Raw genomic sequence first — 12,604 nt, forward strand, 5'->3', positions numbered from 1 at the left:
TCACGCGATGCGGAAGTCGTAGGCGGGCGGGACGGGGCGGCCGGGGAAGAGCTCGGTCCACAGGTCGGACAGCGCCGTCTCGCCCTCCAGCAGGTCGGGCAGGACGAGATCCTCGCCGAGCGCCCGACGCGCGGCATCGACGTCGCCGGTGGCGGCCAGCGCGCGGGCCAGGAGCAGCCGCAGCCGGACCGCCCGCGGGCCGGACGGCTCGCGGCCGGTCAACAACTCGACGACCGCCTCCGGCCGGCCGGACCGCAGCAGCGCGGCGGCGGCCTCCTCGGCCAGCCGGTCGTCGCCGGTCCGCTCCAGCGCCTGCCGGTAGAGCGCGTCGTCCGAGGTGAGCAGCGCGAGGCCGCGCAGCGCCCACGCCGTGACCTCGTGCTCCAGCGAGCGCCGGTAGTGCCGCTCGGCGTCGTCGAGCGCGCCGCGGGCGTGCGCCATGACGGCGAGGTGCAGCTCGCTCAGCCAGGTCGGCGGCGATCCGGCCAGACGCCGCTCCCAGTCCGCGCCCCGCACGTAGGACGACGGCGGTCGCGGCGCCTCGGCCGGCCGCCCGGCGAGCAGGTCGCACCATGGGCGCTGCTCGCCGGTCAGGGTGTCGTCGGCGAACGGCGTCGAAGTCTCGTCGACCCACGGCAGCCCGCCGGCCAGCCGGCGCCGTCGCTCCAGGGCACCCCAGCCGCTGCCGTCGGCGATCCGGGCGGACGGCGGCAGCTGCGCCCGGTCCCGGAGCCGGCCGATCCGCTCCGCCGCCGGCCAGAGCACGTCCACCCGCTCCCCCGCATGCCCGACCGCCCCCGTCCACGACGGGTCGTGCGCGGCGGCCGGGTCGAGCCGGGCGTTGCCGTACGCCTCGACCCACGACCACTCGGTGCGCGGCGGCATCGGCAGGTGCTCGTACTGCGTCGGCGCAAGGCCGCCCTGGATCTCGAAGTACCGGCCGCCGAGCGGGCTCAGCCATTCCTGCCACCGCTCGCCGCCGGGCGACGTCCCCCAGCAGAACAGCTTCCGGCCCCGCAGCGGCGCGTCCGACAGCAGCGCCAGCCCGTCGCCGTCCGCGTCCGCGCTGACGATCCAGTGCCGGTCCGCGTCCGGCTCGGTCTCGAAGAAGTAGTCGACGGCGCGCGGCGCGGCGGCCGGCCAGGTCAGCCGCTCGCCCGGCGCGTCCACCGGCACCTGGTTCAGCGCGCCGGTGTAGTCGCTGGTCAGCGCGGTCGTCGCCGGGCACAGCACGCGGGTGTCCGGCGTCTGCGGCACCGCCGCGTTCGTCCACCAGTACATCGGCACGGTGTCGTCGCCGGGGTTGACGACGCGCACGTGCGCCAGCAGCACCGGCGAGTCGGCCGGCAGCCACAGGTCGATCTGGAACACCACCTCGCGCAGCCGCTCGAACTCCCACAGTCGCAGCGACGTCTCGCCGTCCTCGCCGACCACCGTCGCGGCGTGCAGCGGGCTGCAGGTCAGCGGCGAGTGCCCGCGGGTGCCGAGGTTGTACTCGATGCCGCCGGCGAACCAGGCGTTGCGCAGCGCGAGGTTGCCCAGCTGCACGGCGCCGTTCCGGTGGACGAGGTCGACGTCGCGCCCGCGGTCGCGCAGGCTCCAGATCCGCCCGCCCAGCTCGGGCAGCACGACGGCGGTCAGGTGCCGGTTCTCCAGCACCACCGCCCGGAACGGCGTGGGCCGCAGCGCCCGGCCGTAGCCGTCCTGGTCGAGGTACGGGAAGAGGTTCGGCACCCGGCCGTAGCCGAAGCGGTCGTCCGTGGCGTACGGCGCGGCGCGGCCGCCGACCCCGGGCAGCGTCGACGGCGACCCCAGGCCGGCGGCGGGCAGCTCGATCGTCTCGACCCGCACCTCCGTCGTCACGGCCGCCGCCAGTCCAGCAGCGCGGCGCCGTAGGCGCGGACCGGCTCGGTGCTCGGGTGCGCGGCGAAGTAGGCGCCGTTCATGTACGCGGCGAACGCGGTGACGTGCCGGATGCCGCGGCTCCCGTACGTGTCGAGGTCGTCACGCAGGACGCCGTCGGCCCACGGCAGCTCGACCGCCGGCAGCGTCCAGTCGCTGAACAGCGACACGTCCAGCCAGTACTCCAGCACCTGCGCCGTCTCGGCGCCGAAGCAGGCGAGGTTGGCGTCGAGGTGGTCCAGATAGTCGCCGTGCGCGATGCGGCGGTCGTCGCGCCGGGCGGCCCGGCGGGAGTCGCGCCCGGGGACGTCCCGGTCCCAGCCGGGGCCGTGCGCGTCGCGCCGCGACAGCGGGACCTCCCACGTCCGGAAGAACGGCGCGAACTCCAGGAACACGCCGGGCTCGGGCCGCACCCGCTCCGGCGCCGGCATCGTCGACTGGTACGCCAGGTGCGACACCTGAGCGTCCGGGCGGACCTCGCGCATCGCGCGGACGATGCGGTTCTCGACCAGGAGCGCCTGGTCGGTGTGGCTCAGCCCGGCGCACTCGCGGCAGTGGCAGCGCAGCCCGCCGTCGTCGGGCCAGAAGTAGTAGCGGCCGGTGGTCGTGCCGGGGTCGTCCAACTCCCCCACGGCGTTCGCGGCGATGACGTCGAGCCCGGCGGCCGAACTCGCGCAGCAGTTGCTGTCGGGGCTCCGCTCGCCGTCCTCGGTCAGCCGGAACATCGCCGGGTCCTTGTCGAACAGCTCCCGCGGCAGCAGCCGGGACAGCGCGTGCTGCTGCCGCTCGATCGCCAGCCCGGCCTGCCGGCACTCGTCGAGGAACGCGGCGCCGCGCTCGGACGTCAGCGCGTCGGTGTGGACGCTGAGCGTCGTCAGCCCGGCCGCGGCGGCCAGCGCCACCCAGTCGTAGGTGGTGATGTCGTCCCAGGTCAGCACGGCACCTCGGGTGATGAACCATGGCGTCGTCACGGGTGAGTGTCCTTCCGGTCGGTGACCAGTGCGGCGATGCCGGTGAGCACGGTGTCGTCACCGCGTGTGGCCCGGCCGATCGCGACCCGCTGCCCGCGGGCGGCGACCTCGGTCTCGAAGTGCTGGACGGCGAGGTCGGCGAAGCCGGGGACGGCCGCCACGACGCCGCCGCCCAGCACCACCTCGTCGAGGTCGAGGGTGCCGGCCACCCCGGCCAGCACCGTGCCGAGCGCCCGGGCTCCGCTCTCGACGACGGCGGCCGCGACCGGGTCGCCGTTGGCCCGCCGCTCGACGATCGCGTGCAGCCGGACCCGTTCGGTGCCGGCCGCCGCGGCGTAGGACTGCTCGATGCCGGACCCGGACGCGGTCGCCTCCAGATGGTCCGGCCGCCCGCAGCCGCAGCGCGCGCCGTCCACCCCCGGCCAGGGCAGATGCGCCAGCTCGCCGGCGCCGTAGCGCGGCCCGCGGTACAGCGCGCCGTCCAGGACGAGCCCGGCGCCGATGCCGGTCCCGGCCATCACCGCGACGACGCTGGAACGTCCCGGCCCGTCGCGGAGCAGGCCCGCGGCGAAGGCGTTGCAGTCGTTGTCGACGACGACCGGGCACCGGAACCGGGCTGCCAGGGTCGCGCCGACCTCGGCGCCGGCCCAGTCGCGGATCGTGGCGCCGGAACGCAGCACCGTGCCGGACCGCGCGTCGACGATGCCCGCGCAGGCCACGCCGATCCCGGCCACCGCCGCGCCGCCGGTCAGCTCGGTGATCGCCGCGGCGACGGCGTCGAGCACCGCGCGGCCGCCGTCAGCCGGGGTCGCGCGCCGCAGCCGGCGCACGATCGCGCCGTCCCGCACGACCGCCGCGTGGATCTTCGTCGCGCCGAGGTCGACCGCCACGACGCCCGTCATGCCGGCTCCTCGACCGGCCGGCGCGACGGGCACGCGCCGACGAACTGCCTGGTCAGCGCGACGGGATTGGTGATCGCGGTGCCCACGACGACGGCCAGCGCGCCGGCCTCGAACGCCTCGCGCACCTGGCTGGGCCGGCTGAGGTGACCCTCGACGATCACCGTCATCCCGGCCGCGCACAACGTCGCCGCGAGGTCGATGCCGGGACCGTCGTGGACGGCGGTGTCGGGCGTGTGCCCCCACAGCGTCGTGCCCACGACGTCCACCCCGGCGGCCCAGGCGCGCTCCGCCTCGGCCACCGTCGAGATGTCGGCCATGATCGTCACCGCGCCCAGGGACCGGATCTCCTGGACGAGGTCGGTGAGCCGGGCCGACTCGGGCTGGTACTGCAGCGACGCGTCGAACGCGACGACGGACGCCCCGGCCGCGACGATCTCCGCCGAGTCGTCCCGCGACGGCGTGATCTGCGGCCGCCCCTCACCGGTCACCTTCTTGATCCCGATGATCGGCAGCGCGGTCGCCGCCCGGGCCGCGCGGATGTTGTCGCCGCCGTCGATGCGCAACCCGACCGCGCCGCCCACCTCCGCCGACGCGGCCAGGGCGGCGATGTGCACCGGGTGGTCCATCGGCTCGCCGGGATTCGCCTGGCAGGAGACCACCAGGCCGCCGCGGATGGCGTCGAGCACGTGCATGTCCGTCCTCACTTCAGCGACCCCGCGATGGCGCCGCTGATGAACAACCGCTGGGTGAACACGTAGAGCAGGATGAGCGGCGCCGCCACGATCAGGGTGGCCGCGGCCAGCAGTTCCCACTGGTTGTTGCCGTACTCGCCGTAGAACGTGAACAGCCCCAGCGAGATGGTGCGCAGCTCCGGCGACGCGAGGTAGATCGTGGCGCCGATGATGTCGTTCCAGACGCCGATCACCTGCAGGATGAACACCGCGCCGAGCACCGGCTTGCACAACGGGAACACGAACGTCCACACGAACCGGAAGTACCCGCAGCCGTCCATCGCCGCGGCCTCGTCCAGCTCGCGCGGCAGCGACCGCAGGTACCCCATGACGAGCAGCGGCCCGACGCCGAGGCCGGCCGTCATCAGCAGCATGTAGCCCAGCCGGGTGTCGTACAGGCCCAGCTTCAGGACCAGCTGGAACTGCGCGACGATCGCGTTCGGCAGGAACAGCGAGAGCACGAACAGCACCCGCAGCGGCCGCGACCAGCGCACGTAGTTGCGCGCCACCGGGAACGCGATGAGCACCGACAGCACCGTGCCGACCGCGGCGCACACCACCGCGTAGAGGACGCTGTTCGCGACCAGCGCGCCGAAGTTCCCCTGCGTCCAGGCGTCGACGAAGTTGCCGAGCGCCAGGCCGTCCGTCAGGCCGACCGGGTCGGCGCTGAACTCCCCCGGCCGTTTCAACGCGGTGTTCAGCAGGAACAGCAGCGGCAGCAGGTACAGCGCGACCACCGCGAACGCGAGCAGGTAGTTGACCAGCCGCCACGGCGTCCGCTGACGCCGTCGCCGCTCGCCCGGCGGTCCGGGTGTGAGCCGGCCGGCCGTGCGAGCCTGATCGTGGAGGACGGTCATAGCTGGGTCTCCCGCCTGCGCAGGTAGCTGAGCAGCACCAGCGCGATCACGGCGACCAGGACGAACTGGATCATCGAGACCGCGGCGGCGTAGCCCTGTTCGGACGTGCCGAAGCCGATCGAGAACACCTTCAGCGCCAGCACCGACGTCGTCGGCCGGTCGCCGGTGAGGACGTAGATGATCTGGTAGGTCTGCAGCGACCCGACGATCGAGATCACCATGTTCGCGGTGATCGCCGGCGCCACCATCGGGATGGTCACGTGCCGCAGCTTGTGCCACGCATTGGCGCCGTCGACCCGGGCCGCCTCGTACAGGTCGGACGGGATCGCCATCAGGCCGGCGTGGTAGATCATCATCGTCGTCCCGATGGCGGCCCAGATCTGCACGAAGATGATCAGCGTGAAGGCCAGCTTCGGGTCGCCGAGGAAGGACGAGCTGGACCCGAAGGACGACCACAGGCTGGCCGCCGGGCCGCCCGTCGGGTTGAACACCAGCGACCAGATCAGGCCGACGATCGTCACGCCCAGCACCACCGGCATGAACACGATCGACCGGTACAGCGCGGCGCCGCGCAACCGCCCGCTGAGCAGGACGGCGAGCAGCAGCGCCAGCACGTTGAGGATGATCGTGACGGACAGCGCGAAGATCAGCGTCCGGTTGACGACGTCGAGGTTGGCCGCCACCGAGCCGGCGGAGAAGAACCGGCGGTAGTTGTCCAGCCCGACCCAGGTCCACGGCACGTTGGGCATGCCGGAGATGTCGGTGAACGACATCCCCACCACGGCGACCGCGGGGATGAGCGCGAACGTGAGGAAGAGCAGCAGCCCGGGCGCGATGCCCAGCCAGGGGCCGACGCGTCCCACCCTCGACGTGGCGAACGGGTTCACGGCAGCGAGTCCAGACCCACCTGCCAGTCCGCCTGCATCTTCTCCGCCAGGGCGGGCATGTCGGACTCGGTGCCGATGGGCGCGACGTTGTCGAACGCGAACGGGCTCACGGCGAGCGGTCCGGCGTACTGGTTGCCGTGGAAGACCTGGTCCCAGGACGGCGTGAAGCCGCCGTCGGGCAGGTACTGCTGGACCTCCTGCAGCACCGGTCCCAGTTCGACGTCGGGCTGCGCCGGGCCGAACCCGGCCTCGACCACGAAGTCCTCGTACACCTCCGGGTCGGAGTACAGCGCCAGCCACTCGCGGGCGAGGTCCTGCTGCTCCGAGCTGGACGGGATGGACAGGCTGAACTCCAGCTTGCCGGCGATGTACTGGTTGTCCTCGGCGTCGTCGCCGCCGGGCAGCGGGAAGTAGCCGAACTCCAGGTCCGGCGCGGCCTCCTGGATCGCCGGGATGCTCCACGAGCCGTCCGGCAGCATCGCCGCCTCGCCGGCCGCGAACCGCGCGGGCACCGTCGCGTAGTCGATGCCCTCCCAGTGCTCGAGCGTGTGGTCGAAGATGGTCTGCAGCCGCTCCATGACGGTGACCGCCTCGGCGTCGGTCAGCGCGGCGTCGCCTTCCCAGAGGCCGCGGTCCAGTTCCTCGGTGTCGTCGAACTGCGACTGCACCAGCCCGTACATCGGGATGCCGGCCGGCCACGCGTCCTTGCCGCCCATGATCAGCGCGGGCACGCCGGCGCCTTCGAGCACCTCGATGACGGTCAGGAAGTCGGCCCAGGTGCGCGGCACCTCGAGGCCGTGCTCGGCGAAGACGGCCTTGTTGTAGAAGACGCCGGTGACCAGGCTGGTGCCGGTGGGCACGGCGTACGACTTGTCCTCGTACTCGTAGGCCTCCATGATCTCCGGCGAGAAGTTGCCGAGGAACTCCTCGTCGCTCAGGTCGACCCAGTTGCCGGCCTGCAGGCCCTTGACCCAGTCGCTCTCCTGCTGGCCCTCGACCCAGTCGGGCAGCAGCCGCGTCCCGCCCGACGTCGACCCCTCGGTGATGTCGACGTCCTCGGCCATCAGCCGGGTGTTGCGGACGGTGAAGAAGTCGACGCCCGCGGCGGTCGTGAACTCCACCCGGACGCCCGGGTTCTGCTCCTCGAACAGCGCGTTGATCTTCTCGAAGGCGCTGTCGGTGGGCGGGTTCGCGTGCACGAAGATGCGCAGCACGGTCTCGCCGGAGTCGCCGCCGGACGACTCGTCGGCTCCGCAGGCGCCGGCCGTCAGCGCGGTCGCCGCAGCGATGGCGCCCCAGACAGCGACCACACGTGGACTTCTCATGGTGCCCCTCCGATTCAGTGAATGGCTGACGGTTGCGTGGAGAGGTATAGCCCAATTAAGCGAGCGTCGTCAACACTTCATCTGGGCATTGACGCGAGATCGACTCGTGACTAGCTTTGGGCTAAACCACTTCTGGGGAGCTGGGCATGAGCGACGCACGCAACACCGACCACAAGTCGGGCCGGGTCCGCTCCCACATCGAGCGGCTGATCGACGACGGGCTACAGCCCCACGACAAGCTGCCCACCGAACGGCAGTTCGCCGACGAGCTGGGGGTCAGCCGGATGACCGTCCGGCACGCCCTCAACGCACTCGAAGAGGAACGCCGCGTCTACCGCGTGCACGGCTCCGGCACGTTCGTCGCCGAGCCCACCATCGACAAGACGATCCGGCTCACCTCGTTCACCGAGGACATGATCGAGCGCGGCATGAAGCCCAGCACCCGCGTCGTCGACGTCGGCACGGAGTTCGCCGGCGCCGCCGTCGGCAGCAAACTGAGCCTGAGCCCCGCGGCCGAGATCGCCCGCATCCGGCGCGTGCGACTGGCCGACGGTGCACCGGTCTGCCTCGAGACCGTCCACCTGGACGCCAGCCGCGTGCACGGACTGCTCGACCGCGAGCTGACCGGGTCGCTGTACGACCTGCTGGCCAGCCGCTACGGCACGGTCGTCAGCCGGGCCGAGCAGCGCATCGGCGCCACCGTCCTCGAACCCGCCGACGCCGAACTGCTCGACGTCGCGGCCTTCTCCGCGGCCCTCGTCGTCGAGCGGCGCACCATCGACCAGCACCAGCGGCCGGTCGAGTTCACCCGGTCGCTGTACCGCGCCGACCGGTACTCCTTCCTGATCGACATCGAACGCTGACTGCCCATCACCCGTCTGATCGTTTCGCAGGAGGACACCCATGCCCGTTTCCCCCGTCAGCCGCCGCAACCTGCTGCGTAGCGCCACCGTCGGAACCGGCGCGCTCGCCGCCGGCGCCGTCATGACCGAACCGGCCGACGCCGCCGCCCGGCGCCGCGTGTTCGCCGCCTCGTGGGAGGACGTCAAGTCGCACGGCGCCACCGGCGACGGCGTCACCGACGACCTCGCCGCCATCACCGCCGCCATCGCCAGCGTCGACGCCGGTGGCGGCGGCGTCGTGTTCTTCCCGCCGGGCGTGTACCGCATCAGCGGCCCGCTGCAGGTCGGCGACGGCAGCGACAGCGCCGTGTCGACCAAGCACCACCGGATCACCCTGCAGGGCAGCGGCCGGGGCGGCTCGCCGTCGCTGAACTTCGTCCAGAACACCGGCGCCACCGAGATCGTCTACGACGGCCCCGTCAGCACGTCCGCCGCCGCCCTCAGCCTGGAGGGCCCGCTGCACAGCCTGGCCGTCGCCGACCTCGTCGTGAACGCCAACGCGAAGGCCGGCTACGCCGTACGCGTCAACCACGTCACCGACTCGATCTTCACCAACGTCATGGCCCGCGCGGCCACCGTCGCCGGCTGGATCCTCACCTCGCGCAACGGCTTCCCGCCCGGCTGCGTGTACGGGTGCGGCAACAACACGCTGCTGCAGTGCTGGGCGTACGACCCCGAGCCGAACGCGCACGGCCTGATCATGACGTCCGGGGTGACGGAGTCGATCACCCTCACCGGCAACCCCGACGCCGCCAACAACGACGTCATCGGCGGCGTCTTCTTCTACGGCGGCGGCGCCGGCACGGCCGGGTTCTACGTCCACGGCGCCGACAACAACACCGTCTACGGCGCGCAGGCCATCCCGAGCGGCGGGCGCACCGGCGGCAACTCCGTCTACTTCCGCCCGTGGTCCGGCGACCCGCGGTTCCCGCTCGAGAACGTCTTCCACAACATCGGCATGAGCCAGCCGGTCGGCGGCACGTCCGGCACCTTCGGGAACATCTTCGCCACGTTCCAGGAGGGCGACGGCGCGCCGGTGCCGATCATGCCCAGCATCACGGCGCTGTCCCACCGCGGCGTCCAGGCGGCGTACGGCAAACGGGTCTACCGCAGCCGCGACATCCGCACCGCCGCGCTGCCGGCCGCCGCCTCCGTCACCGCGACCTCCTTCACCACGGTCGCCGGCCTCTCCATCGCCCTCACCGGCGCCGTCGCCGGCTCGTCCAAGGTGCGCGTCACCTTCAGCGGCGTCGTCGAGAAGTCCGGCTCCGGCTCCGGTGAGCTCGCCCTGGCCCTCGACGGCGCCGTCGCCGCCCACACCGTCCAGCAGGCAGCCGCCGGCACCGGCCGCCACAACGCCGGCGTCACCGCCGTGTTCGACGCCGCCACCGCCGCGCCCACCCTCGCCGTCCGCGCCCGCTCCACCGACGGCGCCGCCTTCACCGTCCACTCCGGCTCGATCGTGGTGGAAGAGCTGTACTAGCTGAGTGATCTTGGCTACCCGGCCTGTGTGGCCGGCCGGCCCGTGCGCCTGGGTCTGCCGCGTTCGCCGTGGTCCGCCACGTTGGCCGTCCCCCTGCTGCCCATTCTCTCAGCCGCGTGACCGCGCCTCAAGTCCGCCCAAGGGGTCGCTTCGCGACGACGGGGCGTACTTGACCCGCGGTCCCGCGGCCAAGAACGGGCACCTATCAGGGGGACGGGGGCAGTCTGGGCACACCTCGATGCCCGGAGCCGTCTTCGATGGCCAGAAACGTCCGAAAGGCCCCTCGAACACGACCCCCGCCATCGAAGACGGTCGCAGGAGTCGAGGACACCAAACGGTGCACCGGGCGGGCTCTGCCCGCACTTCCCCCGTCCCCCTGATAGATGCCCGTTCTTAGACCGCGCGCGTGCGGGTCAAGTCCAAGCCCCCAAGCCCAGCGAACGCCGACCACAGCGGCGCGGACTTGAGGCGCACGGGCGCGGCTAAGAAAATGGGCAGCAGGGGGACGGCCCACTGCCGCAAAACGGCGAACTGCGCGTCCCCCTTGCACGATCCCCACCTCACCGTGTGGATCCGCTGCGCCGTGTGGGGCGGATCACTGTTCCTCTGGCAACAGCTACGCCACCCAGCAAGCACAGTGACCCCACCCAGTGGCGCACCGGGGGCGGGCGCACAGTCGCCGCGCCCAACGATGCGGGGATCGATGTGAGATCGCTGCGGAAACGACGCGGCAACACTGTCGTCGACGCGACAGCGTTCCCACATCGATCACTCAGCAATCCCACACCGTTGCGCCGGGCCGGAGAGGCGCCACCGGGCTACGGCGATCTCACCCAGTGGGGCGCCGAACGTCGCGACGCCCCGTTCAAGACCCGGTTCGAGTGCCGGAGTCTCGGAGACCAAGCGAAGCCCCGGTCGGCGTCAGCGCCTCGGTAGCTGGCACAGCGCCCGGTGCAGGCGGATGTCCTGCTGGATCTGGCGTGGCACCGGCCAGTGCCGGCGTTCCAGCTCGTCGGCGTAGGCCTCCAGGGCGCGCAGGCTGTCCTCACGCGCGGCGGCCTGCGCGCCCGGCTCGTTCACCTTCTGCGCGGCCTGCCTGCGCTGTGCGGCCTTGGTGGCGAGGACGCGCGCGAACAAGGAGCCCAGCGGCGGCGGAAGGGCGTCGAGCGCGTTCACGGCGGTCCGCTCGCCGACGCGATGACCGCCAGGATCTGCCCGCCGTCGAACGTCCGCCCGACGATGAGCCGCAGCACGGCGTGCCGGATCTCGACCGTCTCGACGAACCGCGCGTGGCCGCCGGGCATGGGCTCGAAGTGTCCCGCCTCGGACAGCACGATGATGACCGGATCGTCAGGGGCCAACTGTTCCGCACGCTGCGCCGCGTCCAGCAGCGCCATGCCCGCCAGCGCCGTGTCCGGCGAGTCCAGGGCGTCCGCGGAGAACGAGAACGCGCCGGCCCAGCGCCGGAGGAAGAGGGCCAGCGCCAGCGCCCGCGCGTCGGGCCTGCGCGTCAGCACCGAAGGCACGGGCCGGACCGACCGGTTCCGGCCGACGTGCGTCGCCGGCGGCTCACGAGAGCACCGGGGACGCCCGGCAGGCGTCCCGCGCCGCTGGATCATCGGGCAGTTGCGGACTGAGGAACTGGCGCATGAGCGCGGCCTGTCTCCGGCCTCTTCGGCCGACATTCGTAGAGCCGACGCAGCTGGGGACCGACCTGCCCGCATGTCAACGCCTGAACCTTCACCGTACACCCATCGACGACGCCGGCGGCTGCCTGACCTGACCAGATACCCCTTCCGGCGGGGTCCGCGTCAGGACGAGTCCGCGCGCGCCGTGATGCCGTCGAGAAGCCGGCGCAGCCCCCAGAGGTACTGCTCGGTCGAGACGTACTCCGCCATGGTGGTGGCCGCCGCGGCAGCTCTCGGGTATCGGTCGGCGGGCGCCAGGGCGAACGCGCGTTTCCTGGCGGCGATCCGTTCGGCCTCCGGCGGCGCCGGGCCGGAGTCGTGGACGTCCGCGAGCTGCAGGGCGATCGACCCGAAGGCGTAGACGATGAGCAGGTAGGACGCGCGGGCGGCGTCGACCGGGTCGAGGCCGGCGTCGGCGAGGAGTTCGAGGAGCCGTTCGTTCAGGCTCAGCGCATGCGGCCCGTTCATCGGACCGCCGATCATCAGGGGCACGGCCCCCGGGTGTTCGCAGAGTCGTTGCCTGAGTTGCAGGGCGAGGGCTTCCAGCCGTAGCCGCCAGGGCTGGGCGCGGTCGGCGAAGACGTCGTGGTTCACCTCGCCGAGCAGCCGCTCGATCAGCGCTCGGACCACGGCGGCCTTGTCGGGGAAATAGGTGTAGACGGCGTTCGGGGCGACCCCGACCGCGGCGGCGATCCCACGGATGGAGGCCGCCTTGGGTCCGCCCTCGTCCAGCAGCGCCATCGCCGCGTCGAGGATCTCGTCCTCGCTCAGCGTCCGCCGGCGCCCACGCCCGGATCGTGTCGCCGCCGTCTCTGCACCCGAAGCCCGCACCGGCCCCTCCATTGACTTTTTCTGTACGTCGTACAGTATATGTATCGACGTCAGGAGTTCATCATGACCACAGACGGCACCACGACCAGGAGCCGGGCGGTCGTGCAGGACGCCTATGGCTCGGC

Annotated in this window: 12 protein-coding genes; 2 read left to right on the forward strand and 10 right to left on the reverse strand. The window is 72.3% G+C overall.

The genetic code is table 11. The features are described from left to right. From ACW62_RS30405 to ACW62_RS30435, 7 genes are read right to left on the reverse strand one after another with little or no spacing between them, the layout of a single operon-like run. The gene (locus ACW62_RS30405; protein ID WP_053207880.1) at positions 1-1,863 is read right to left on the reverse strand and encodes a DUF5107 domain-containing protein; all 1,863 of its coding nucleotides are present in this window, start codon (positions 1,861-1,863) and stop codon (positions 1-3) included. After that, positions 1,860-2,873, reverse strand: coding sequence for a DUF4838 domain-containing protein (locus ACW62_RS30410; protein ID WP_053207881.1), 1,014 nt, complete (start codon positions 2,871-2,873; stop codon positions 1,860-1,862). Before ACW62_RS30410 ends, ACW62_RS30405 begins: the two co-directional genes overlap by 4 nt. Continuing rightward, positions 2,870-3,775, reverse strand: a complete 906-nt coding sequence (locus ACW62_RS30415) for an ROK family protein (RefSeq protein WP_157575086.1) — start codon at positions 3,773-3,775, stop codon at positions 2,870-2,872. Before ACW62_RS30415 ends, ACW62_RS30410 begins: the two co-directional genes overlap by 4 nt. Continuing rightward, positions 3,772-4,467, reverse strand: a complete 696-nt coding sequence (locus ACW62_RS30420) for an N-acetylmannosamine-6-phosphate 2-epimerase (protein WP_053207883.1) — start codon at positions 4,465-4,467, stop codon at positions 3,772-3,774. Before ACW62_RS30420 ends, ACW62_RS30415 begins: the two co-directional genes overlap by 4 nt. A gap of 8 nt (positions 4,468-4,475) precedes the next feature. After that, positions 4,476-5,363, reverse strand: coding sequence for a carbohydrate ABC transporter permease (locus tag ACW62_RS30425; protein ID WP_053207884.1), 888 nt, complete (start codon positions 5,361-5,363; stop codon positions 4,476-4,478). Continuing rightward, positions 5,360-6,250 (reverse strand): carbohydrate ABC transporter permease, encoded by an 891-nt coding sequence (locus tag ACW62_RS30430; protein WP_205629705.1) that lies wholly within the window; start codon positions 6,248-6,250, stop codon positions 5,360-5,362. Before ACW62_RS30430 ends, ACW62_RS30425 begins: the two co-directional genes overlap by 4 nt. Continuing rightward, positions 6,247-7,575 (reverse strand): ABC transporter substrate-binding protein, encoded by a 1,329-nt coding sequence (locus ACW62_RS30435; protein ID WP_083460356.1) that lies wholly within the window; start codon positions 7,573-7,575, stop codon positions 6,247-6,249. Before ACW62_RS30435 ends, ACW62_RS30430 begins: the two co-directional genes overlap by 4 nt. A 146-nt stretch (positions 7,576-7,721) precedes the next feature. On the opposite strand from ACW62_RS30435, the gene ACW62_RS30440 reads away from it, so the two are divergent. Both ACW62_RS30440 and ACW62_RS35485 read left to right on the forward strand, forming a co-directional pair. Then, positions 7,722-8,438 carry a GntR family transcriptional regulator gene (locus tag ACW62_RS30440; protein WP_053207886.1) on the forward strand — a complete coding sequence of 239 codons (717 nt, stop codon included), beginning with the start codon at positions 7,722-7,724 and terminating at the stop codon, positions 8,436-8,438. A 40-nt stretch (positions 8,439-8,478) separates the two neighbouring features. Next, on the forward strand, positions 8,479-9,960 hold the full coding sequence (locus ACW62_RS35485) for a glycosyl hydrolase family 28-related protein (RefSeq protein ID WP_053207887.1): 1,482 nt from the start codon (positions 8,479-8,481) through the stop codon (positions 9,958-9,960). A gap of 921 nt (positions 9,961-10,881) precedes the next feature. On the opposite strand, the gene ACW62_RS30450 is transcribed toward ACW62_RS35485, so the two are convergent. The 3 genes from ACW62_RS30450 to ACW62_RS30460 all read right to left on the reverse strand — a co-directional run. Then, positions 10,882-11,136 carry a hypothetical protein gene (locus tag ACW62_RS30450; RefSeq protein WP_053207888.1) on the reverse strand — a complete coding sequence of 85 codons (255 nt, stop codon included), beginning with the start codon at positions 11,134-11,136 and terminating at the stop codon, positions 10,882-10,884. Further along, the gene (locus ACW62_RS30455; RefSeq protein WP_053207889.1) at positions 11,133-11,477 is read right to left on the reverse strand and encodes a hypothetical protein; all 345 of its coding nucleotides are present in this window, start codon (positions 11,475-11,477) and stop codon (positions 11,133-11,135) included. Before ACW62_RS30455 ends, ACW62_RS30450 begins: the two co-directional genes overlap by 4 nt. Positions 11,478-11,771: 294 nt before the next feature. Continuing rightward, a partial coding sequence (locus tag ACW62_RS30460; protein ID WP_205629706.1) for a TetR/AcrR family transcriptional regulator occupies positions 11,772-12,604 on the reverse strand: 833 nt, incomplete at its 5' end.

The sequence above is a fragment of the Jiangella muralis genome (assembly GCF_001270745.1).
In the GTDB taxonomy this organism is placed as follows: Bacteria; Actinomycetota; Actinomycetes; order Jiangellales; family Jiangellaceae; genus Jiangella; species Jiangella muralis.

Coding starts and splice junctions, on each gene's coding strand:
- ACW62_RS30415 (WP_157575086.1), bottom strand. CDS start 3,775: ATGACGGGCGTCGTGGCGGTCGACCTCGGCGCGACGAAGATCCACGCG.
- ACW62_RS30420 (WP_053207883.1), bottom strand. CDS start 4,467: ATGCACGTGCTCGACGCCATCCGCGGCGGCCTGGTGGTCTCCTGCCAG.
- ACW62_RS30425 (WP_053207884.1), bottom strand. CDS start 5,363: ATGACCGTCCTCCACGATCAGGCTCGCACGGCCGGCCGGCTCACACCC.
- ACW62_RS30435 (WP_083460356.1), bottom strand. CDS start 7,575: ATGAGAAGTCCACGTGTGGTCGCTGTCTGGGGCGCCATCGCTGCGGCG.
- ACW62_RS30440 (WP_053207886.1), top strand. CDS start 7,722: ATGAGCGACGCACGCAACACCGACCACAAGTCGGGCCGGGTCCGCTCC.
- ACW62_RS35485 (WP_053207887.1), top strand. CDS start 8,479: ATGCCCGTTTCCCCCGTCAGCCGCCGCAACCTGCTGCGTAGCGCCACC.